Genomic DNA, 21,556 nt, shown 5'->3' with positions numbered 1-21,556 from the left:
CGTGACATGCCGTAAAGCTTCATTTTTCTCATTTTTTCAATTGTTTCTTGTATCATTGGAATTGGTGTTTGTTAACTGAAGTATCTGTTGCCACGGATGTTGTGGTGTTTGGGCATCTGGGAAGACTCATCCAGCTGTTCATCGGAAAAACTGATTGCGTCTAAATTTTTGGAAAGGATCTGTTCAATCATAGGATAGGTGTAAACACCATACTCTGACGCTCTTTTGCAGGCTCCAGTGATCCGCTGTGAACCCACTTTGCGGGCAAGATGAAGGATCCCGGAGCAGGATCTATAACCTTGCTCCGGGTGGGGAATAGATTCCATCAGGCTGGATAGGAATTTCCCTACCTCCTTGCTGATCTTATTGCCTTCACTTACAAAGAATTCATAACTCCAATCGGATACATACTTCTGGTTTCCGGCCAGATGATCCCTTAGTGTCGTGTACTTATGCTTCCTTTTATCACGTTTGTGTTTGGCTATAGGATGATACTTGTAAAAGATCTCTACCCGGTCATCATTGAAAAGGACTTTGACTTTCTTTCCCATATACTGATGGGGAACACTGTAGTAGTGTTTATCCTCTCCAAGACAGATGTGGGTATTTTTCATTACAGTGCATACTTTGACACTCATCAGCTGATAAGGAAGTTCGGGAAGTGCCAGCAGACTGTTCCGCTCAAGTGTCTCAAACTGTTCCCTGCGACTTTCCTCACCTCTTAGCGCATAGTCATTGTAGTTAGCTAACAAAGTAAAGAGTGCCTCATTGAGGCTTTCAAGAGATAAGAAAACTTTACCTTGTAGCTCCATATAAGTCCTCTGATATACCAATCTAACAGCTCCTTCTACTAGAGACTTTTCTCTTGGCTGACGCGGTCTTGCCGGAATGATAGTGGTGTTGTAATGCTCAGCAAAGGTTTCAAAGGTCTCGTTCAGGATCGGAGAGTATTTGCTGCCTTTGGTAACTGCAGACCGGAGGTTGTCAGGCACGATCACCCTTGGAACCCCGCCGAAGAACTCCAGCATCCTTGTGCAGCTTCCGATGAAGTCAGGTTTCTGCTGGGTGTAAGTGGCTTCCACATAGGTGTATTGAGCACAGCCCAACGTAGCCACAAAGACCTCTACAGGAAAATGCTCCCCTGTATCAGGATCAGTGACATAGAGCTTTTTGCCCGCATAGTCGATGAATACTTTATCTCCTGCTAGGTGCTCAAAATGCATCGTTAGTCCCTGCTTACCCACGTATTGCCGAATATGTTTGCGGAACTGGCTGGCCTGAAAACCGTCAGGATGCTTCTGTCGGTATTCTTCCCAGAGACGCTGACGTGTCATGCCTTTTATTCGCAACTTCTTAACGATTCCAGGCAATAAAGGAAGTAATACTTCCAGCCTGTCACTTTGCTGAACAGGGGCTGGTGGCCCTAATATTAATTCAGCTAAACCTTCATCGGAAAGCTGATTAACCTCTTCAAAGGAAAGGCCTGTTTGTTGAAATCTTTTAAGATAGGACTTGACAGTATTGCGGGAGACTCCCGTCAATTTGTTGAGCTGCTTGGAGCCATGGCCTTCAAAATGGCCTCGTAAAATTTGTTTGATTTTGTTCATGGTAAGAGTGCGATTGGCCATGGGAATGCTTAATTGTTTGCACTCCTAACAGGACTTAAAAGCCTCTTATTCCATTCCAGAAAAATAACTTTTGACGGGGATCAATTTACATCACCAGCCGGGGGTCAATTTGCATCACCAGTTGGGGGTCAATTTAAATCGTCAGAAGGGGGTCAACTTCATCATTTTTTGCAGTTATGCTAACATCTCGGTAACGATATGGATTTTGAGAATCAAAAATCAAACGAGAATTATTTGTTGATCCTACAATTTCAAATTTTGGTAGTTTAGTTTCAGGACCATCAACTATAGTAAATTTTTTGTTATGGTAATCAAATATCTCTAATCTGTCCCTGCTTATACTCGCTTTGACAAAATATCTTTTAGACTCATCACATGTAAACCAACCAGCATTTAGTGACCCAATTAGAAAATTATCCATTTCATATTTCGAATCAATAATTTCCCAATTTCCGTAGCCAGCTATCCTCTCACCTTTTTTGTTGTATTCAACCAATCTATTTTGATCATCGGAGGAAATCCCTAAAAATGTAGAGTCAGAAGTACTAATCATTCTTATTAAAGAAATTAAATTTTCAGATTGTTTATATTGTTCAATAGAAAATGGATTATTATCTGTTATATTATATTCTGACATCTTTTTATCAATCGAACTATAGGCTAAAAATGTATTTTTGTTAAAACCTAGATCAATCAAACTTACATTAGGCATTTCATTAGGACCAAACCCAACTACTCCTTTTTTTGAAACAAGTTCTAAATTTCTTGGGTTAAAAATATGAATTAGGCATTCTCCCGTAGGAATTTTATTATCTTCTATGACAAATATATATTTTCCATCTTCTCCTGAAATAGTTATAGGGTTCTTTAATTCTTTTAAGTCCTTTTTAATGGAATTAATCTGTACTTTAACAGTTTTATTTGGTTCAAAAATTATGTGTGACTCAGAACTATTATTTTTACTTGGTTTCGAACATCCAATTAGAATTAATAAAATTATTGGACAGTAAAATTTCATAAACAAAGGAAGTTTAAATTTAATCATTTGCATACATATAAATTATTGGTGTCAGATAATTGGCAAGTAATTTATAAATCAATGTGATTGTTCTGGGATTACATCTATTTATGATTATCAATTTTACTCGGAATCACAATTACAAAATCTAATATTCACAATTGTAAGTTTGCGTACTAATGAAAAACAGTTAATTAAGTTTAGATTTTAAACTATTTTAACAATTTTTTTATTTAACGACGAATAAAAATAATAAATGTATTTCTTGAAATAAGTATTTGAATAAAATTAGAGATCAAAAAACCCCCTTTAATTTTTGATTAAGGGGGGGTTATACTTTTAAAGATAACTCTATCCTGATGTAATTAAGAATTATTATTCTTTTATAACTGGTCCAGGAAGAGGATCATGACCATCACAATTGTCTACGTATGAAACATTTGCATTTGGATATATAGTACCATACCTATCATAGCAATCAAAGCTATTTGAATAACAGCAAATCCACTTAGTATCAGGTGGTAAGCTTGGTTGTTGAGCCATTGTAAAAGTGGGAAGAATCATGACTATAGTAATTAACAAGGTCATTAGGTTAATTTTTATTTTCATCCTGATTAAAGTTTAAATTTTTGAACATTATTTATTTTCCAATTTAAATAAAACATTTTAAAATCCAAAAAATAAATTTAATTTTATTATTCAGCATTTGGTTGTGCCAGCGCTTCTGTAGTTGTCAATGATTTGCTTGCATAAATAAGAGATGCGAGAAAAAAGACATAAGACGCTAGACTTTGTTATCCCTGAGTATGGTGGAATTTGTCTAATTATCGTTTAATGCTTGTATAAACCCAGACTTGGCGTGTAAACATTGGTAAAAAAAATCATTTAAAATCTGCTCTATCAGCGTCATCAGCGTGCCAATGTAACGCAGATTTGGAGGAAGTCGCGGATAATTCAACTATCCCAAACAATCCCAATTGACTCTCTTTCCCCCAAACCTTAAAACTTTCCAATCCGCCACGGCGGACAAGCTCTTCCAACCTTCCAACCCAAAGACCCAATCCACCAATCCCCAATACCCATTTATCGAGATTTCTCCCTTTAGTCGAAATGACAGGCTAAAAGACGTCCTCTCAAGCCCAAACTCAATCTTCCAATCCGCGGCGGCGGACAAGTTCCTCTAATCTTCCAATTCACCAATCCCCAATACCCATTTATCGAGATATCTCCCTTTGGTCGATATGACAGGCTAAAAGACGTCCTCTCAACGACAAACCCAATCTTCCAATTGACCAATTTTTTAATCTTCCAATCCACCAATCCTCAATAACCATTTATCGAGATATCTCCCCCTGATCGATATGACAAGCTAAAAGACATCCTCTTAACGACAAACCCAATCTTCCAATCCGCCACGGCGGACAAGCTCTTCTAACCTTCCAACCCAAAGACTCAATCCACTATTTCAACTCTCTCAACTACTTTTAAAATCTTTTTTCGCCTTTTAACCTGAAAAACACCCTTTTAAAATTTACCAAATATTGTTGTTAAACTTTTAGATCAATCGTGATGTCTAAGACTCGATTTAAAAAACCAAACGAATGAAAATTATTACTTACAGATTATTTTTCTTCCTTATCATGATGGCTGCCACCTTGGAGGTTTCGGCACAGCGAACTCAGCAAGGTAGACCAGATTTGAAATTCAAAGGAAAGGTTGTAGAGGGACCGTCCAAGCTGCCTATGATTGGGGCAAATGTGCTGGTAAAAACAGTAACAGACTCCTTGTTAGCGTCTACGGTTACAGATATTGATGGTAATTTTGAAGTGGCAAGACCATGGATTCCAAATGTAAAAGTGGAAATCAGCTTTTTAGGTTTTGAAAAATTCTCTAAAGAAATGGCAATTAGAGATGGCCTTGATTTGGGAATCATAGCTTTGGTTGAAGATAGCAAGCTTTTAGGTGAGGTAGTCATAGAAGGTCAGGTTGTCGTGGGAGAACAGAAGGGGGACACTACCTCTTTCAATGCTGCGGCATTTAAGGTTAGAGAAAATGCAGATGCAGAAGATTTGATTCGTAAGCTTCCAGGAGTGACCATTCAAAATGGTCAGATTCAAGCAAGAGGAGAAAATGTACAGAAAGTATTGGTGGATGGACGTGAATTTTTTGGAAATGACCCATTCTTGGCCATGAGAAATCTTCCCGCAGACGTTATCGATAGAGTAGAAATATTGGATCAGCGCTCTGACCAAGCAAGATTAACAGGTTTTGACGACGGTAATTATGCCCGTACCATCAATATTGTTACAAGAGGAGATAGAAGACAAGGTACTTTCGGTAGAGTTTATGCAGGTTACGGTACAGATGATCGTTATTCTGCGGGAGGAAATATCAATTTTTTCAAAGGAGATAGAAGAATTTCCTTGGTAGGCCTCTTCAATAACGTCAACCAACAGAACTTCTCTTCAGAAGATCTTGGTGGTGGCGGAGGTGGTCGTCCTGGAGGTGGAGGCCGTGGAGGCGCAGCGAACTTCGGTGGAGGACAAGCCAACGGGATCATCACCACAAACAGTATGGGTTTAAATTACTCTGATAAGCTCGGTGAAAAAATGAATGTAACAGGGAGTTATTTTTATAGTAACTCCAACAACAATTTAAGTAGTTTTACGAATAGAGAAATTATCTTGTCGGAAAATAATAGACAGTTTTACGAAGAGGATTTGATCAATACTGTAGAAAGTGGAAATCACAGAGCCAATGCAAGAATTGAGTATGATATCAATCCAAAACATGCTTTGATCATCACGCCTAGCTTGAATTATACAACTAGCAACGCATTTACAGACAGAGATGCATTGACAACGACAGGGGCTTTAGATCCATTGAGTGGAACAAGATCAATCTCTGACAATAACTCTTCAGGATATAATCTTTCTAACAATATTGTTTATCGATACAAATTTGAAAAACAAGGAAGAACACTTTCCACAACATTGAATACAGGATTTAACAAGAGAGATTCATTTGCGGAACTGTTGGCAGCAAACAGAGATTTTATCAGAAATATCAGTGATACAATCAACCAAGAGACTTTTGGTTTGACAGATGGGTTCAATTATAGAGCGCAAATGCAGCTTACAGAGCCAATCAACGAAAAATCATTGTTGACGCTTTCCTACCAAGTTTCAAATAACAAATCTTCTGCCGATCAGCAAACTTTCAGCTTGGTTCCTGAAGTTGGAATCATGGTGTTGGATACTGCTTTGAGTAACGTGTTCGACAATAAATTTATCGTACAGAGACCAAGTATCGGCTACAGATATAATTACAAGAAATGGAATATCAATGCCAACTTGGACTATCAATTTGCGGAGCAGGACAACGAAAGTTTATTTCCTCTAGAAAGAGTCTTCAATAGATCATTTAGTAATTTGCTTCCTGGAATCAACTTGAACTATAGAGATATGGCAACAGGTAGAACTTTCAGAATGCGTTATAGAACCTCTACCAACGAGCCTAGCGTAAACCAATTACAGAATGTGATCAATAATGGAAACCCTCTTAATTTGAGTGTTGGTAATCCAAACTTGGGACAGTCTTTCAACCACAATGTTTTTATCAATCTTGGTAAATTGAACCTAGAGAAATCAAGGACATTCTTTGTGTTTGCCTTTGCTTCTTTGACGGAGAATTTTATCGGGACGAATACATTTGTCGCCCAACAGGATACCTTGATCAATGGAGAGGTACTTTTGAGACCAGGAGGTCAGTTGACACGTCCAGAAAACTTAAGAGGACAGTTTAATACGCGTGTTTTCATGACCTATGGTGCACCTATCAAGGCTTTGAAATCTCAGTTTAATATGAATACTTCAGCGTCATTCAACAGAACACCGGGGATCATTAATGGTCAGCTGAATAGAAATGATAACATTGATTTGAGTCAAGGTTTGACATTGACTTCGAATATTAGCAAGGATTTGGACTTTACTTTATCTACTACAGGTACTTACACAATTGTGAATTCCTCCTTGCAGACTAATCTAAACAACAACTACTACATCCAAAACTCAAACATCAGGTTATATTACTCTCCAAATAATGGAAAACTATTTGTTTCCAATGTGGTAAATAATGCTTTATATAGAGGCTTGTCAGCAGGTTTGGATCAGCAAGTTTGGTTGTGGAATATAGAAGCAGGTTACAGATTCTTGAAAGACAACAAAGGAGAATTTAAAGTCACTGTATTCGATCTTTTGAAGCAAAATAACTCGATCGCTAGAACGATCAATGACATTTCAATCACAGATACATTTACAAGAGTTTTGACGAGATACGCTTTGTTTAGCTTTACTTATAACATTGGAAGCTTTAAGCAACCTGCCAGAGAACAAGGTGGCAATCCAATGATGAGAATGATGCAAGGTGGTGGCGGAAGAAGCTGGTAAGCTAAGTCTGACTCTCAATTAAAAGAATAAAAAAAGCTGAACGAGTCACATCGTTCAGCTTTTCTTGTTATAAAATCTATTTATTAACTTTAAATAAGGTACTAATCTAATTTTTAGTAACTGTAGATAGTTTTGACTGTGGACTTATTCGCTTTTAGGCAATACTACTGTGTCTACAGAGTGGATTACACCATTTGACTGATATACATCAGCAATAGTCACTTTTGATTTGTTACCATTTTCGTCAGAGATGTATAGGTCTTTTCCTTGCATCCAAGCAGTCAATTTTCCTCCTTGTACAGTTGTCAATACAGCTTTACCATTACCTTTTTTGATTGCTGCGGCGATTTCCTTAGAACCCATTTTACCCGCTACAACATGATAAGTTAATATACCTGTTAGCGTAGCTTTGTTTTCTGGCTTCACAAGAGTTTCTACTGTACCTGCTGGTAGTTTTGCAAATGCAGCATTGTCAGGTGCAAATACTGTGAATGGGCCAGGAGTTTGTAAAGTCTCTACCAATCCTGCAGCTTGTACAGCAGCTACCAAAGTAGTGTGGTCTTTTGAGTTTACTGCATTTTCTACAATGTTCTTAGATGGATACATTGGCGCACCTCCTACAGTTACAGTTTTTTCACTTTGTGCAAAGGCCAAAGTTGAACCTAAGAAAAACATGGCTACTAAAGCCGATTGAAATAATTTGATAGTTTTCATAAAATCTATTTTTTTGGTTTTGTTTATTTGGATGGAGATACGAGGCACTTACAAAGCTTGGATTTCAATGGTTGAGATTTTTTTAAAAAAACATGGATATCTGCTTTCATGCTAGTGGCCATCCAAAATATTGTAAGGATCAGTTTAGATCATCCGTTGTACGTGGACTGTTGACAATAATCCGATACAAATCAGGTTTTCAACAGAATTACTGCCGTAATTGAGGATAGTCATTAAAAAGAATGTCAAAACTTAAGAACGAAAAGAAAAAGGCATAAAAAAAGACCGAATCATATGACTCGGTCTATCTTCGTTTTAGGTTTATTGGTATTTGCTTAATTATCTTCTCTGAATTTATCTACAATATATAAAAATAAATTGAAAGATAAGGTAGACATTTCTTCTTTTTTAACTTCCTTGTCACCGCCTTGTTTGTAAAGTGGATTTTCTTTTCTTACTGAAGTACTCTGGGCAGGCTTAATATCTCTATTTACCTGCTGATTATTTTGCTTTAAGTTAAAATCATATTTGGAATCTGTAGCAGTCGATTCATGACTTTCAAAAGCACCAGCAACATCACTTGTTTTTACAGGGACATCCGGAAAGTTCCTTTCCTTTTCTCCTTGTGCAAATGCATTCAAAGAACCAAGTGCGCAAAATAAAATTGCGAGAATTATGTTCTTTCGATCAAATAGAGTAATATTATTTTGTTCTGACATGCTACGTGGTTCTTGTCTGAATAATGTAACAGATATTTATACTGTTAGGTTTTCAAAAATAGTTAAAATAAAATATCTATGCAAACGATTGATTACTCTGATTTTCAAAAGATTGATATTCGAATTGGAACAATAGTTCAAGCCGAGGTTTTTGAAAATGCCCGTAAACCTTCCTTCAAACTTTGGGTAGATTTGGGGGAGTTGGGCGTCAAAAAATCCTCTGCACAAATCACTGATTTGTACCAACCCGAAGGACTGATTGGGAAACAGGTGATTTGTATCTGTAATTTTCCACCTAGGCAAATTGCCAATTTTATGTCTGAAATATTGGTAACAGGTTTTGATGATGGGCAAGGCAGAATTTCATTGGCTACGGTAGATTTTCCTGCTCCGAATGGAGGGAAGTTACACTAAATAAAAATTTTGAGGCCTTCTTCTGTGAGTTCGGCTTTGTAAGTTTTCAATTCTCCACAGGAGCCTGCCCTGACTTCTCCCGATTTCATGTCAAATCGGTATTCATGAAGCGGACAGACTACCTCTGCATAGCCGGTCACCCATCCTTGTTTCAACGCTGCTTTTTTGTGAGGGCAGTTTGATTCGAAAGCAAAAAAATTCTCAGCTACCCGAGATACACAAACTTGTGTTTTTCCAAGTTGTACGGCTTTGATGCTTTTATCAGGAATCATTGCTAAAGCCTGTTCTCTATTTTGTCCGAGTGTAAAGGTTTTCATAATCAAAGATAAAACGGTAATTTAGAAGTCTAAACCTAACACAATAACGCCATGAAAAAAATACTCATTCTTCCGCTTCTATTTTTGATGGGGACATTATTTGCCCAAAATATTGAAGGAGCATGGAAACTGTCCCATCAAAATGGGCAAGAAGTTAAAGACAAAACGATCATTAAAATCTATCAGGATGGCTATTTTTCGTTCGGATCAAAGGAAACCGACACCAATAAATTTATCAGTGCTGGTGGGGGTGAATTTACTTTGAAAGACAATTACTACACCGAAACTTATGATTTCTACACCAGTGATTTAGAAATGGTAGGAGCAACTACGGAATTTTCTTTGGATATGGTCGGTGGAAAAATTGTCATTTCTACAGAAAGAGGTGGAAGTGCATTGGTAGAGATTTGGGAAAAGGTTAGCGATGCCAAAGATGACCTGACGAGAAATTGGGTGTTTACAGGAAGAAAAAGAGGAGAAGAAATCAGTCGCTCTATCCCAGGTGCAAGGAGAACAGTTAAGATTCTGAGTGGAGGACATTTCCAATGGATAGCTTTCAATTCAGAGACCAAGGAGTTTTCCGGAACAGGCGGTGGTACATATTCCGCAGTGGATGGAAAATATGTAGAGAATATTCAGTTTTTCTCTAGAGATGATAGCCGAGTAGGTGCAAGCTTAAGCTTCAACTACGAGGTCATCGATGGAGAATGGCACCACAGTGGGATGAGTTCTAAGGGAGATCCTATCTATGAAATTTGGACAAAATACAATGATGCTTACATCAAGCCTGTTAAATAAGTATTTAGCTGAAGCATAAAAAATCCCAACCAATTCGGTTGGGATTTTTTGTTTCAATGGCTAATGAAGACATTATTTCACTAATAACTTCACTTCTTCATAGCGAAAGCAATCTGTCAGATGATCATTGACCAAACCTGTAGCTTGCATGTGTGCATAGATGGTGGTGCTACCCAAGAATTTTAGTCCTCGTTTTTTGAGGTCTTTGGCTAATTTGTCTGATTCTAGAGTTGTAGCAGGTGCATTTTGCATGGACTTCAATTGCCTATCGATTACTTTCCCATCCACAAATCCCCAGATATAATTGCTAAAACTCCCAAATTGGGATTGGATTTCCATAAATCGTTTGGCATTGTTTACAGCTGCACGGATTTTCAATTCGTTTCGGATAATACTAGGATCCTGGAGCAATTCAGTGACATAGGAATCCGGAAGATCAGCGACAATTTTGTAATCAAAGTCGGCAAACGCTTTTCTATAACCCTCTCTTTTTTTCAAGATAGTAGCCCAACTCAGTCCCGCTTGTGCGCTTTCTAAGATCAGAAACTCAAAATGTGTCTGATCATCATACACGGGTACGCCCCACTCTTCATCATGATATTGGATGTATTGCTCAAAGCCCATACACCATGGACATCTGAATTTGTGAGGATCCTGAGGAAGTGATGGCATTGCGAAAGTTAATTAAGGTACCAGATACTTGCCGTGAGTAACGTAGCGAAACTCACCCAAAGCAAATAAGGAATCAAGAGGTAAGACGCCCATTTGTCGATTGGGAAAAATGCTCTAATACACACCAATATCATCACCCAAAGCGGGATGATGACAATTAAGCCTAAAATGGGCGACTCCAAACCAAAAAATGCTGGAGACCAAATGGCATTGAGAAATAATTGAATGCCAAAAAGCCAGAGCGCTTTTTTCTTAAAAGGATGATTGGATTTCCAAATCAAATACAAGGAAACCCCCATCATAATATATAGGAGAGTCCAAGTAGGTCCGAAAATCCAAGAAGGTGGATTGAAAGATGGCTTTTCTATAGTTTGATACCAAGAGCCTACCGAGGAGATGGTGACTAATGCTCCTAAACCGCCTGCGATTTGGGGGAGGATAATGGAAATCAATAATTTCAGCCAGTTTTTCATGTTAGACCAATTCTAGTAAGGTCATGAATATCGCTAATTTCTTTGGGAATTTCTTCTGTACGATAGCATTATGTTGGTCAAAATATTGATGTTGGTAAGCCATGACGTCTTGCATGTCCTTAGCAAAATACTGTACCGAATAATTAATTCCTCCATCTTCTGAATCATGCATGATTCTAAACATTTTATTTTCGACAAACATATTTGTCTCCATCACATAAGGGACGTGGGTGTTTTTCATCCAATCCAACCACTCTTTTTCCACGTCTTTTTCTACATTGACGGTAACATTATATAGTATCATACTTTTTTATCTTTAATTTTGCTCTGCAAATTTACCAACAAATATTTATCCGCCTTGTTAATTTGAACATATTCCAAAATCAAATCAATTTAGGAAAAAGCAGAAATGAATTCTTTCATGGAAAACACCAATATTCAAAATACTCCTACAACTGTCTTTTTCAACAAGGTTAATATTTTCAAAATTATTATTACCGTATTTCATTTGGTGGGGATTTTGGGAATGACCGTGCCAGTACTTCGTCCATACTTTCAGATTCTTACACCATTTCATCTTCTATTAAGTACCGTATTGCTGTTTGTATTTCATAAAGGCTGGAATAGCGCTTTTTATATATTTTTGATTTTGTCTTTTGGCATTGGCTATGGTTCGGAAGTAATGGGCGTACATACAGGATTTCCTTTTGGAAACTACAGCTATGGGCCTGTATTGGGAGTTCAGCTATTTGAAGTGCCACTTTTGATTGGCGTCAATTGGCTGCTATTGGTTTATCTTAGTGGGGCACTTTTTCATTCCAGAGTCAAAAATGATTATTTGGCGGCAGGTTTGGGTTCACTAGTAATGGTTTTGTTGGACGTTTTGATAGAACCTGTTGCAGTGAAATTAGATTTTTGGGCATGGGAAAATGATATTATACCACTTTCCAATTTTATTGGTTGGTTTGGTATTGCTTTTATTATTCAGTTGATTTACAGAAAATTGTCATTTGATAAGACGAATTTACTTTCTTTGTATTTGCTAATCAATCTAGCAGTATTCTTTATTCTACTCAATTTGCTGTTAGAGTAGGTATGTTAAGCTAACGTTAAACAAAATAGAAAAATTAAGGTTACAAGTATGATGTATGCAATCCTTTACATATTACTAGGTTTTGCCGCTATGGAATTCTCCGGATGGTTTATTCATAAATATATTATGCATGGTCCACTTTGGAGCATTCATAAGACACATCACCAGGCATCTAAATCATTCTTCGAGCTGAATGATTTATTTTCTCTGTTATTCGGTAGTATAGCCGTTATACTTATTATAAGAGGTATTGGGCAGTTGGATTATAGATTTTGGATGGGGACAGGCATCAGTCTATACGGGATCAGTTACTTCTTTTTACATGACGTACTGATACATAGGAGAGTTAAATGGTTTGATAGACCAAAAAATTCTTTTTTAAGAGGAATATTCAAAGCGCATCAAGCACATCATGCCACTAACAAAAAGGATGATGCTGTTTCTTTCGGTTTGTTTGTAGTACCAAAAAGATATTTTAGAGCAAAATGAACGTGAGCACCTATTCAATTAAAGATTTAGAACAGCTTTCCGGTATCAAAGCACATACTTTGAGAATTTGGGAACAACGCTACAATTTGCTTACACCTAAGCGAACGGACACCAATATCAGGTTTTATGATGATGATGACCTGAAACTTATCCTAAATGTAGCCTTACTCAATGACAATGGTTATAAAATAAGTAAAATAGCCAAAATGGATCTTCCTGAGATCCGTGCCGAAGTGGTTAAGCTTTCAGAAAGAACCTTGACTCACGATGATCAAATTCATGCATTGACTATTTGTATGATAGAAATGGATGAGGAGCGCTTTGATAAAGTGCTTACGACTAATATCCTCAAAATTGGTTTTGAACAGACCATGTTGAATATCATCTATCCATTTATGTCCAAGATTGGTGTGCTATGGCAGACAGGAGCAATCAATCCTGCGCAGGAGCACTTTATGAGTAATTTGGTTCGCCAAAAACTTATTGTAGCCATTGATGGACAAATTTATAAAGGTGGAGGAAAGAAATTTTTATTATTCCTACCAGAAGGAGAGCTTCATGAAATATCTTTATTATTTGCAGCTTACCTGATTAAGCTCAAAGGTCATAAGGTATATTACTTAGGACAAAGTACGCCACGTGCTGATCTAGAATTGATCTACAAAATGCACAAACCTGAATATTTGATGACAGTGATCACAACCTCTCCTGGATCAGAACAGGTTCAGGAATATGTGGATAATCTATGTTCTACATATAGTGAATCAGAAATAATTCTCTCAGGATATCAAATCCTTGGTCAAGACCTAAAATTCCCTAAAAATGTGAAAGTGATGAACTATATCAGAAACATTAAGGAATATCTTGAGGAAATTGATGAGGTGCTTCAAGAAAAATAATGAACAAAATATTAAAAATGTTAAACAGGCCTTCGGGCCTTTTTTTATGCTAAAAACAATGTATATACATCAAAAAGGCGGTTTATTTTATTTAATTTAGAAATGTTAGACTTACTTCTCGAGTTTTGTTTAACAAATAAGTAAAAATATTCTACAAAATGTTTTGCGGTTTGTTTAATCATTTCTATATTTGATTCAACAAAAAGAAAAAGCCATGACAACTCTAGAATTCAGTTACTCATTAAACAAACTCTCTAGCTCTTTAAAGCCTTTCGCTTTGAAATTGACAAGAGACATGGATGACGCAAATGACCTAATGCAAGACACAATGGTTAAGGCGTTCACTAATAAAGACAAGTTTACAGAAGGTACAAATTTGAAAGCGTGGTTATACACAATTATGAAAAACACCTTCATTACCAACTATCAGAGAATGGTAAGAAGAGGTACTTTTGTAGACACTACAGATAATCTACATTACATCAATTCAGGTGACGTTCTAGTTGAGAACGGTGCTTATGGAGATTTTACAATGGATGACATTCACGAAGCTATCGAAAGCTTAGATGAAGTTTACAAAACTCCTTTCATGATGCACTACAGAGGTTTCAAATATCATGAAATCGCTGAAAAACTAGAAATTCCAATTGGAACAGTAAAAAACAGAATACATATTGCACGTAAAATATTAAAAGACGATCTTCACGTGTACAGACACAAAAACTAATAATATGTCAAAAAATAATGTCGTAGTAATAGGGGCTGGCTTTGCTGGCCTTTCTGCTGCCACACACCTTGCATGTCAAGGATATCAAGTTACGCTTCTTGAGAAAAACAGTACCCCCGGAGGAAGAGCTAGAAAGTTCGAAACCGAGGGTTTTGTTTTTGATATGGGTCCTAGTTGGTATTGGATGCCTGATGTTTTTGATACTTACTTTGCTCATTTTGGCAAAAAGACGTCAGACTATTATGAGCTTTTGAGATTAGACCCATCTTATGCAGTGATTTTTGGGGACAAGGATTTTGTAGATATCCCTGCAAACCTAGGAGAGTTTAGGGCATTGTTAGAGAGCATTGAGCCCGGAGTAGGTCCCAAATTAGATGAATTTCTTAGGCAAGCTGCCTATAAATACAAAGTAGGTATCCAAGATTTGGTTTACAGACCAAGCCGATCTTTACTTGAGTTTACTAGTCCTAAGTTACTATTGGATATGATGAGGATGGATATTTTTCAATCCATGTCAAAACATGTCCGTAAGTTTTTCAAAGAAGACAAGATCATTAGGTTGATGGAATTCCCTGTTTTGTTTCTTGGGGAGACAGCTAATAATATTCCGGCCTTATATTCCTTGATGAATTACGCTGACATTGCCTTAGGTACTTGGTATCCTAAAGGTGGAATGCACAAAATCATAGAAGGCATGGTTAGCTTAGCCAAGGAAAAAGGTGTGAAGTTCCACTTTGATGCTGAAGTAGATCATATTGATATAGTAAATGGTGTCGCAAAATCGGTGAAAACCAAAAGCGGAAAAGTATTCAATGCTGATGTGGTGATCGCAGGAGCAGATTACAATCATATCGATAGACATGTCCTAGAGGATAAGTATAGCAACTATGATGACAAATACTGGGATAAGCGTGTTATGGCTCCGGGTAGTTTGTTATTTTATCTAGGTATTGACAAAAGACTCGACAATCTCCGTCATCATAATTTATTCTTTGACGAGCCACTAGGTCCACACGCAGATGCGATCTATACCAATCCAAGATGGCCAGAAAAGCCACTTTTCTACGCTTCAGTTCCTTCGATTACTGATCCAACTGTAGCACCTGAGGGAAAAGAGAATTTATTCTTATTGGTTCCCCTCGCGCCTGATTTGGAAGATACAGAAGAAATGAGAGAAAAGTATTATAACATGATCATGGATAGACTAGAAAAATTGACTGGTCAAGAAATCAGAAGTCATGTAATTTATAAACGCTCATATGCACACAACGACTTTAAGTCGGATTATCATGCATTCAAGGGTAATGCTTATGGATTAGCGAACACTTTATTGCAAACAGCGATTCTAAAGCCTTCGCTGAAAAACAAAAATGTTAAAAATTTATATTACACAGGACAGCTGACAGTTCCTGGACCGGGTGTTCCTCCGTCTTTAATTTCAGGGCATGTTGTCGCCAAAGAGGTGATGAAAGAAAACAATTTGTAAATAAAATTGTATATTATCAGTATGGATGCAAAAGCCCTCTTTGATCAGACCACCTTTGAGTGCAGTCGGTTGATTACTCAAAGGTATAGTACTAGCTTTACGCTTGGAATTAAAACGCTTAACAAAAAGTACCACATGCCTATATACGCCATCTATGGTTTTGTAAGGTATGCGGACGAAATTGTGGACACTTTTCATGATCAAGATAAAAAAGCTTTATTAGATCTATTCAAAAAAGATACCTATAAAGCCATTCAAGATGGTATCAGTCTGAATCCTGTGCTTCATGCTTTTCAGATCATTGTCAATCAATATAAAATAGACCTGGATCTAATTGAGGCTTTTCTCCATAGCATGGAGATGGATCTGGATTTCAAAACTTACAACGATTCGAAATATCACGAATATATTTATGGATCAGCTGAAGTTGTGGGTTTGATGTGTTTGAAGGTGTTTTGTGAAGGTGATGAATCTGAATATTTAAGACTAAGGGAGCCTGCTTGTAAACTTGGCGCCGCATTTCAGAAAGTGAATTTTCTGAGAGACATCAAAAGCGATTATGAAGAAAGAGGGAGAGTATATTTTCCAGGGGTAGATTTTTTGACTTTTGACAAAACGACAAAAATTGCCATTGAGCAAGACATTCAAAAGGATTTTGACGAGGCGCTGATAGGAATTAATAATCTTCCTATAGGTGCTAAAATGGGAGTGAAAGTAGCCTATCTTTACTATCTAAAACTCTTTGATAAGATCAAGACGCTACCACCTGAAGTGATTACGCAAGAGAGAATTAGAATTCCCAATTCCAGAAAAATATCATTACTCTTGGGGACATATTTTGGGATGAAATTAGGTTTAGCTTAGAAGATGGAAACTTATCTTTATTTATTGCTCAATATCCTTACGATCTCATTTCCATTAGTAAGATCATTTGAAAATCGTGTCCAATATGCAAAAAAATGGTATGCCCTATTTCCGGCTATCATCATAACAGGAGCTTTTTTTCTTATTTGGGATCATTGGTTTACTATTATCGGAGTATGGGAATTTAATCCTAGATATATTTTAGGGATTTATTTCTTTGAACTACCCCTAGAAGAATGGCTTTTCTTTTTGACAGTTCCTTTTTCGTGTGTGTTTATCCATGAGGTTTTGAAATATTTTGTACCAAAAGATATATTATCGCCTGTAGCAAAGCCACTTACATTTGTTTTAATAGTACTTTTTTTATTAATTGGACTATTCAATTTGGATAAATGGTACACATCAGTAAATTTCTTAGTCGCTTCAGCAGTCTTGATCTTACATTATATTGTTTTTAAAACTGAGATTCTAGGGAGGTTTTATTTAACGTATTTGGTTTCACTAATTCCCTTTTTATTGGTGAATGGAATTCTTACAGGGTCATTTATAGAAGAGCAGGTTGTGAAATATAATGATATGGAAAACTTATCAATCAGATTGTTTACCATTCCTATTGAAGACACGGTTTATTCCATGACTTTATTATTGATGACAATAAGCATCTATGAGATGATAAGGAGTAAAAAAACAATTAAACCCGCTTTAAGTTAATAGGCTATGATGAATCTTCAAGTACAAATAGACCAACATTCTGGCTTTTGCTTTGGCGTAGTGTACGCAATAGAAATGGCGGAAGAAATTCTTGACGAACAAGGCTATTTATATTGCCTTGGAGATATCGTACATAATGATGAAGAAGTAAATAGATTGACTAAAAAAGGCCTGAAAATCATCAACCATGAAGAGCTTCAGGACTTGAAAGATGAAAAAGTATTGATTAGAGCTCATGGTGAGCCGCCATCTACTTACGAGCTATCAATCAAAAATAATCTCACACTAATAGATGCGAGTTGTCCGGTAGTTTTGAAGCTTCAGAATAGAATCAAGAATTCCTTCGATAAAGACGAGACTATTTATATCTATGGAAAGCATGGGCACGCTGAAGTGATAGGCTTACTTGGACAAACCAACAACAAGGCGGTTGTTTTCCAGGATATTTCGGAATTGGATATCCCTAGTTTGCCAAAGAGTATCACACTTTATAGTCAGACGACGAAGAGTACGGACAAATTTTATGAAATCAATGAGATTTTGAAAGCAAATGATATCGTGGTCAACACCAATGATACCATTTGTCGACAAGTTTCAAATAGAGACAAGGAATTGAGAGCTTTCGCAGAGAAGTTTGATAAAATTATTTTTGTAAGTGGAACCAAGTCTTCCAATGGTAAGGTTCTATATAATGTCTGCAAAGAGAAAAATCCGAACACGCATTTTGTTTCTAATCAAGAACAGGTTTGTCCCACTTGGTTTTCACCGAATGATACGGTAGGTATTTGCGGGGCAACTTCAACTCCAATGTGGCTCATGGAGCAGGTCAGAGAGAGATTGATCAACTTCTAATAGGTTCAAAATAGGTTTAATTAGTGTCCATAAAAGCAATCCATACAAATAAAATTGATCCGAAAGGTGTTGTAATAGCCTCTATAGTTATTTTTTTATGGTTTTTGTCATTGATATTGCTCTTAAACTTTAACTTGAATTGGAGAAATCCTTTGACTTATCTAGGAATTTTGATTCAGACACACCTCTACACAGGTCTTTTTATTACTTCACATGACGCGATGCATGGACTTGTCTCTAGCAATAAAAAAATAAATCATGCCTTTGGTTGGTTCTCGGCTCTTCTTTTTTCTTATAACTTCTACTGGAAGTTATTTCCAAAGCATCATGAGCACCATAGGTTTGTTGCGACCGACAAAGATCCCGATTATCACAGCTCTGGCAATTTCTTTATTTGGTATTTCAGTTTCATCAAACAATATGTCACCATCTGGCAAATCTTGCTGATGGCTGTTACTTTCAATATACTCAAGCTTTTTCTACCAACTGAAAATCTTATTGTTTTCTGGATGCTACCAGCTGTTTTGGCGACTTTGCAGTTGTTTTACTTTGGGACATACAAACCACACATGGGTGAGTCTGAAAACGTACATCATTCCAAAACGCAAACAAAAAATCACGTTTGGGCCTTTTTGTCTTGCTACTTTTTTGGCTATCATTTCGAACATCACGACTCTCCAGGGACACCTTGGTGGAGACTTTGGCGGGTAAAAGAAGCAAACAGCTAATCTTTCTAAAAAAAATTGGAATAAGGCTAAACCTTTTTGCCAAAAATTGAATTAGGTATCTATTAATAATCAGATATGAGACTTCTATTTACGCTATTTAGCTTTTTGTTTATTTCTTTCAACTTACTTGGTCAGGGTGGTGTCATCCAAGGGAAAATAAAAAATCCGGTAAATAATGAACCTGTCCCTTTCGCAAACATTATTATTTTGGACTCTGAAATAGGAACTGTTTCAGATGAAAATGGTAACTATAGACTTGAAGACATTGAGCCAGGTCTGTACAATGTGCGTGCAAGCTTCGTTGGTTACAAGAGTAAGACAGTATTCGAAGTACAAGTCACTCGTGCCAAAGCTGTGCAGCTCGATTTTGAATTAGAGGAAGAAGCAGCTGACCTGAATGAAGTTGTAGTCAGTTCTGAATTCACAAGATCTGATGAGACGCCGCTTTCAGTCCGAAGACTCAATGCAAATGAAATAGAAAGATATCCAGGTGGCAATAGAGACATCAGCCGAGTTATTCAATCACTTCCAGGGGTTGCGAGTACAGCGAGTTTTAGAAATGACATTATCATTCGTGGAGGTGCGCCCAATGAGAATAAATTTTATATCGACGAAATTGAAGTTCCTGTAATCAACCACTTTGCAACTCAGGGTTCTTCAGGTGGTCCCGTAGGAATTCTCAATGTGAACCTGATCCAAAATGTGGAAGTAATTACAGGTGGTTTTCCAGCAAACAGAATGAATTCACTCAGTTCTTTTTTTGAGTTTCAACTTAAAGAGGGAAGAAGAGATAAAATGGCTACGCAACTGACCGTTGGAGCGAGTGAGTTGACGATTTCAAATGAGGGGCCACTTGGAGAAAAAACGACTTATTTGATCTCTGCAAGAAGGTCTTATTTGCAAGGTTTATTTAGATTATTAGGTTTGCCTTTTTTACCTACTTTCAATGATTTCCAATTTAAGACAACCACAAAATTCAATGACAAGACTGAATTAACGTTGATCGGGGTTGGGGCGATAGATCAGTTTGCTTTGAACTTTGATGTCCCAAACAACGAAACAGAAGAAGAACTTGAGGAAAGGCTATTTAGATTGGATAATTTACCGATTTCTTCTCAATGGAATTATGCGACAGGTGCCAAATTGAAGCGCTTTAGGGATAATGGTTTTTGGACTTTTATCTTGAGTAGAAATATGCTGAATAATCAAGCTTACAAGTATTTCAACAACGATGAAAGCGATGCTGCAAATCTACTTTTTGATTATACTTCACAAGAAAGTGAAAATAAATTTAGAGCAGAAAATAGTATTTTTGGTAAAGGCTACAGCTTAAAATATGGTGTCAATTATGAATTTGCTAGATACTTGATCAATAATTTTGACAGAAGTACACTTTCTCAGGACGGTGGAGTGATCAGTGTCAATAACAAGGCTTTTTTCAATAGTTATGGTGCATTTGTCTCTGGTACCAAAACCTTTCAGGATGAAAGATTACTGCTATCAGGAGGGGTAAGAATGGATGGGAGTGATTTTGGTGTGACCGCACAAAATCCCTTAAATCAAATCAGCCCAAGGTTATCTGTTTCCTACCAATTTAAGCCAAATTTTTTCTGGACAGCAAATGCAGGGATTTACTATCAAAAGCCGCCCTACACAGCTTTGGGATTCAGAAATAATGAAGGAGAATTGATCAATCAGCTCAATGACATTCGATTTATCCGCTCAAGTCAACTGATCACAGGAATTGAGCGCGTGATGCCTGAGAAAAACAGAAGATTCACTATCGAAGCTTTTTACAAGCACTACAATAATTATCCAACCTCCATTAGAAATGGAATAGCCTTAGCCAATTTGGGAGCAGACTTTGGTGTCATTGGAAATGAACCAGTAGCCTCCAATTCAGAAGGCCGTGCTTATGGGATTGAGTTTTTGGCTCAGCAGCGCTTGTTCAATAATTTTTATGGGATCGCAGCAGTTACCCTAGTACGCAGTGAGTTTACCAATCCCAATACGGACGGATTTATTCCATCTTCTTGGGACAACAGGTTCATTGTGACCATGACTGCAGGCAAGCGATTTGGTAAGAATTGGGAAATCGGTGGTAGATGGAGATTTTTAGGTGGAGCGCCTTATACACCATTTGATATCGAAGCTTCTACTTTGAGAAGCAATTGGGATTTGAGAGGAGGTGGAATCTTGGATTTCAATAATATAAATGGAGTCAGACTCAAATCATTTCATCAATTAGACTTGAGAATAGACAAGAAATACTTCTTCGAAAAATGGAATCTTAATTGGTATTTTGACATTCAAAATGCCTACAATTTCAAAGCACAACAACCAGATGAACTGATTCCAAGTAGAGATAATAATGGAAATATCAGGGTCAATCCAAATGACTCTAACAGATATCAAATCAGATCTGCGATGAATACTGCTGGGACGGTGCTTCCGACAATTGGGATTATTGTAGAATTTTAATTCTTGCTTGAAAGAATTCATAGCT

General features: G+C 37.1%; 22 protein-coding genes. 13 read left to right on the top strand and 9 right to left on the bottom strand.

What is annotated here, in order from left to right; genetic code table 11:
- Positions 1–71 precede the first annotated feature (71 nt).
- The 3 genes from istA to IEV57_RS00430 all read right to left on the bottom strand — a co-directional run bounded on the left by istA (position 72) and on the right by IEV57_RS00430 (position 3,255).
- A complete protein-coding gene (istA, locus tag IEV57_RS00440; protein WP_229744184.1) occupies positions 72–1,607 on the bottom strand; it encodes an IS21 family transposase in 1,536 nt (511 codons plus the stop codon).
- A gap of 154 nt (positions 1,608–1,761) precedes the next feature.
- Entirely contained in the window at positions 1,762–2,646 is an 885-nt protein-coding gene (locus IEV57_RS00435) for a BF3164 family lipoprotein (RefSeq protein ID WP_188438488.1), read from the bottom strand.
- A gap of 375 nt (positions 2,647–3,021) precedes the next feature.
- The gene (locus tag IEV57_RS00430) at positions 3,022–3,255 is read right to left on the bottom strand and encodes a hypothetical protein (RefSeq protein WP_188438486.1); all 234 of its coding nucleotides are present in this window, start codon (positions 3,253–3,255) and stop codon (positions 3,022–3,024) included.
- A 992-nt stretch (positions 3,256–4,247) separates the two neighbouring features.
- Here IEV57_RS00430 and IEV57_RS00425 point away from each other — a divergent pair.
- Positions 4,248–7,094, top strand: coding sequence for an outer membrane beta-barrel protein (locus tag IEV57_RS00425; RefSeq protein WP_188438484.1), 2,847 nt, complete (start codon positions 4,248–4,250; stop codon positions 7,092–7,094).
- Between the two features lie 144 nt (positions 7,095–7,238).
- Here IEV57_RS00425 and IEV57_RS00420 read toward each other — a convergent pair whose 3' ends face one another.
- Entirely contained in the window at positions 7,239–7,808 is a 570-nt protein-coding gene (locus IEV57_RS00420; protein ID WP_188438482.1) for a fasciclin domain-containing protein, read from the bottom strand.
- Between the two features lie 335 nt (positions 7,809–8,143).
- On the bottom strand, positions 8,144–8,527 hold the full coding sequence (locus IEV57_RS00415; RefSeq protein WP_188438480.1) for a hypothetical protein: 384 nt from the start codon (positions 8,525–8,527) through the stop codon (positions 8,144–8,146).
- Positions 8,528–8,605: 78 nt separating this feature from the next.
- Here IEV57_RS00415 and IEV57_RS00410 point away from each other — a divergent pair, with 78 nt between their 5' ends.
- The gene (locus IEV57_RS00410; RefSeq protein WP_188438478.1) at positions 8,606–8,941 is read left to right on the top strand and encodes a tRNA-binding protein; all 336 of its coding nucleotides are present in this window, start codon (positions 8,606–8,608) and stop codon (positions 8,939–8,941) included.
- Here IEV57_RS00410 and IEV57_RS00405 read toward each other — a convergent pair.
- Positions 8,938–9,258, bottom strand: a complete 321-nt coding sequence (locus IEV57_RS00405; protein ID WP_188438476.1) for a Rieske (2Fe-2S) protein — start codon at positions 9,256–9,258, stop codon at positions 8,938–8,940. The genes IEV57_RS00410 and IEV57_RS00405 overlap by 4 nt on opposite strands.
- A 51-nt stretch (positions 9,259–9,309) precedes the next feature.
- Between IEV57_RS00405 and IEV57_RS00400 the strand changes: the two genes are divergently transcribed.
- Positions 9,310–10,056 carry a hypothetical protein gene (locus IEV57_RS00400; protein WP_188438474.1) on the top strand — a complete coding sequence of 249 codons (747 nt, stop codon included), beginning with the start codon at positions 9,310–9,312 and terminating at the stop codon, positions 10,054–10,056.
- 72 nt (positions 10,057–10,128) lie between these two features.
- Here IEV57_RS00400 and IEV57_RS00395 read toward each other — a convergent pair whose 3' ends face one another.
- The 3 genes from IEV57_RS00395 to IEV57_RS00385 are packed head-to-tail and all read right to left on the bottom strand — an operon-like array spanning position 10,129 to position 11,505.
- Positions 10,129–10,728 (bottom strand): DNA-3-methyladenine glycosylase I, encoded by a 600-nt coding sequence (locus IEV57_RS00395; protein WP_188438472.1) that lies wholly within the window; start codon positions 10,726–10,728, stop codon positions 10,129–10,131.
- An 8-nt stretch (positions 10,729–10,736) separates the two neighbouring features.
- Positions 10,737–11,201 carry a TspO/MBR family protein gene (locus IEV57_RS00390; RefSeq protein WP_188438470.1) on the bottom strand — a complete coding sequence of 155 codons (465 nt, stop codon included), beginning with the start codon at positions 11,199–11,201 and terminating at the stop codon, positions 10,737–10,739.
- A 1-nt stretch (position 11,202) separates the two neighbouring features.
- A complete protein-coding gene (locus tag IEV57_RS00385; protein ID WP_188438468.1) occupies positions 11,203–11,505 on the bottom strand; it encodes a DUF4286 family protein in 303 nt (100 codons plus the stop codon).
- A 117-nt stretch (positions 11,506–11,622) separates the two neighbouring features.
- Here IEV57_RS00385 and IEV57_RS00380 point away from each other — a divergent pair, with 117 nt between their 5' ends.
- The 10 genes from IEV57_RS00380 to IEV57_RS00335 all read left to right on the top strand — a co-directional run bounded on the left by IEV57_RS00380 (position 11,623) and on the right by IEV57_RS00335 (position 21,531).
- Positions 11,623–12,294, top strand: coding sequence for a carotenoid biosynthesis protein (locus tag IEV57_RS00380; RefSeq protein ID WP_229744183.1), 672 nt, complete (start codon positions 11,623–11,625; stop codon positions 12,292–12,294).
- A gap of 48 nt (positions 12,295–12,342) precedes the next feature.
- A complete protein-coding gene (locus IEV57_RS00375) occupies positions 12,343–12,783 on the top strand; it encodes a sterol desaturase family protein (RefSeq protein WP_188438464.1) in 441 nt (146 codons plus the stop codon).
- The gene (locus IEV57_RS00370; protein ID WP_188438462.1) at positions 12,780–13,682 is read left to right on the top strand and encodes a MerR family transcriptional regulator; all 903 of its coding nucleotides are present in this window, start codon (positions 12,780–12,782) and stop codon (positions 13,680–13,682) included. The genes IEV57_RS00375 and IEV57_RS00370 overlap by 4 nt, the downstream gene beginning before the upstream one ends.
- A 214-nt stretch (positions 13,683–13,896) precedes the next feature.
- Entirely contained in the window at positions 13,897–14,409 is a 513-nt protein-coding gene (locus tag IEV57_RS00365; RefSeq protein ID WP_188438460.1) for an RNA polymerase sigma factor, read from the top strand.
- Positions 14,410–14,413: 4 nt separating this feature from the next.
- On the top strand, positions 14,414–15,895 hold the full coding sequence (crtID, locus tag IEV57_RS00360; RefSeq protein ID WP_188438458.1) for a bifunctional phytoene desaturase/3,4-desaturase: 1,482 nt from the start codon (positions 14,414–14,416) through the stop codon (positions 15,893–15,895).
- 21 nt (positions 15,896–15,916) lie between these two features.
- Positions 15,917–16,759 carry a phytoene/squalene synthase family protein gene (locus IEV57_RS00355; RefSeq protein WP_188438456.1) on the top strand — a complete coding sequence of 281 codons (843 nt, stop codon included), beginning with the start codon at positions 15,917–15,919 and terminating at the stop codon, positions 16,757–16,759.
- Between the two features lie 3 nt (positions 16,760–16,762).
- Complete coding sequence (locus IEV57_RS00350) at positions 16,763–17,470, top strand: lycopene cyclase domain-containing protein (protein ID WP_188438454.1); 708 nt, start codon at positions 16,763–16,765, stop codon at positions 17,468–17,470.
- A 6-nt stretch (positions 17,471–17,476) separates the two neighbouring features.
- Positions 17,477–18,322 carry a 4-hydroxy-3-methylbut-2-enyl diphosphate reductase gene (locus IEV57_RS00345; RefSeq protein ID WP_188438452.1) on the top strand — a complete coding sequence of 282 codons (846 nt, stop codon included), beginning with the start codon at positions 17,477–17,479 and terminating at the stop codon, positions 18,320–18,322.
- A 23-nt stretch (positions 18,323–18,345) separates the two neighbouring features.
- The gene (locus IEV57_RS00340; RefSeq protein ID WP_188438450.1) at positions 18,346–19,050 is read left to right on the top strand and encodes a fatty acid desaturase; all 705 of its coding nucleotides are present in this window, start codon (positions 18,346–18,348) and stop codon (positions 19,048–19,050) included.
- A 75-nt stretch (positions 19,051–19,125) separates the two neighbouring features.
- On the top strand, positions 19,126–21,531 hold the full coding sequence (locus IEV57_RS00335) for a TonB-dependent receptor (RefSeq protein WP_188438448.1): 2,406 nt from the start codon (positions 19,126–19,128) through the stop codon (positions 21,529–21,531).
- Positions 21,532–21,556: the final 25 nt, after the last annotated feature.

Source organism: Belliella aquatica (assembly GCF_014637795.1).
Classification (GTDB): Bacteria; Bacteroidota; Bacteroidia; order Cytophagales; family Cyclobacteriaceae; genus Belliella; species Belliella aquatica.
This window is presented reverse-complemented; position numbering and strand designations above follow the sequence as displayed.

Bases quoted from the DNA above. Each gene is read 5' to 3' on its own strand.
- istA (WP_229744184.1), bottom strand. From the start codon at position 1,607: ATGAACAAAATCAAACAAATTTTACGAGGCCATTTTGAAGGCCATGGC.
- IEV57_RS00435 (WP_188438488.1), bottom strand. From the start codon at position 2,646: ATGAAATTTTACTGTCCAATAATTTTATTAATTCTAATTGGATGTTCG.
- IEV57_RS00430 (WP_188438486.1), bottom strand. From the start codon at position 3,255: ATGAAAATAAAAATTAACCTAATGACCTTGTTAATTACTATAGTCATG.
- IEV57_RS00425 (WP_188438484.1), top strand. From the start codon at position 4,248: ATGAAAATTATTACTTACAGATTATTTTTCTTCCTTATCATGATGGCT.
- IEV57_RS00420 (WP_188438482.1), bottom strand. From the start codon at position 7,808: ATGAAAACTATCAAATTATTTCAATCGGCTTTAGTAGCCATGTTTTTC.
- IEV57_RS00415 (WP_188438480.1), bottom strand. From the start codon at position 8,527: ATGTCAGAACAAAATAATATTACTCTATTTGATCGAAAGAACATAATT.
- IEV57_RS00410 (WP_188438478.1), top strand. From the start codon at position 8,606: ATGCAAACGATTGATTACTCTGATTTTCAAAAGATTGATATTCGAATT.
- IEV57_RS00405 (WP_188438476.1), bottom strand. From the start codon at position 9,258: ATGAAAACCTTTACACTCGGACAAAATAGAGAACAGGCTTTAGCAATG.
- IEV57_RS00400 (WP_188438474.1), top strand. From the start codon at position 9,310: ATGAAAAAAATACTCATTCTTCCGCTTCTATTTTTGATGGGGACATTA.
- IEV57_RS00395 (WP_188438472.1), bottom strand. From the start codon at position 10,728: ATGCCATCACTTCCTCAGGATCCTCACAAATTCAGATGTCCATGGTGT.
- IEV57_RS00390 (WP_188438470.1), bottom strand. From the start codon at position 11,201: ATGAAAAACTGGCTGAAATTATTGATTTCCATTATCCTCCCCCAAATC.
- IEV57_RS00385 (WP_188438468.1), bottom strand. From the start codon at position 11,505: ATGATACTATATAATGTTACCGTCAATGTAGAAAAAGACGTGGAAAAA.
- IEV57_RS00380 (WP_229744183.1), top strand. From the start codon at position 11,623: ATGGAAAACACCAATATTCAAAATACTCCTACAACTGTCTTTTTCAAC.
- IEV57_RS00375 (WP_188438464.1), top strand. From the start codon at position 12,343: ATGATGTATGCAATCCTTTACATATTACTAGGTTTTGCCGCTATGGAA.
- IEV57_RS00370 (WP_188438462.1), top strand. From the start codon at position 12,780: ATGAACGTGAGCACCTATTCAATTAAAGATTTAGAACAGCTTTCCGGT.
- IEV57_RS00365 (WP_188438460.1), top strand. From the start codon at position 13,897: ATGACAACTCTAGAATTCAGTTACTCATTAAACAAACTCTCTAGCTCT.
- crtID (WP_188438458.1), top strand. From the start codon at position 14,414: ATGTCAAAAAATAATGTCGTAGTAATAGGGGCTGGCTTTGCTGGCCTT.
- IEV57_RS00355 (WP_188438456.1), top strand. From the start codon at position 15,917: ATGGATGCAAAAGCCCTCTTTGATCAGACCACCTTTGAGTGCAGTCGG.
- IEV57_RS00350 (WP_188438454.1), top strand. From the start codon at position 16,763: ATGGAAACTTATCTTTATTTATTGCTCAATATCCTTACGATCTCATTT.
- IEV57_RS00345 (WP_188438452.1), top strand. From the start codon at position 17,477: ATGATGAATCTTCAAGTACAAATAGACCAACATTCTGGCTTTTGCTTT.
- IEV57_RS00335 (WP_188438448.1), top strand. From the start codon at position 19,126: ATGAGACTTCTATTTACGCTATTTAGCTTTTTGTTTATTTCTTTCAAC.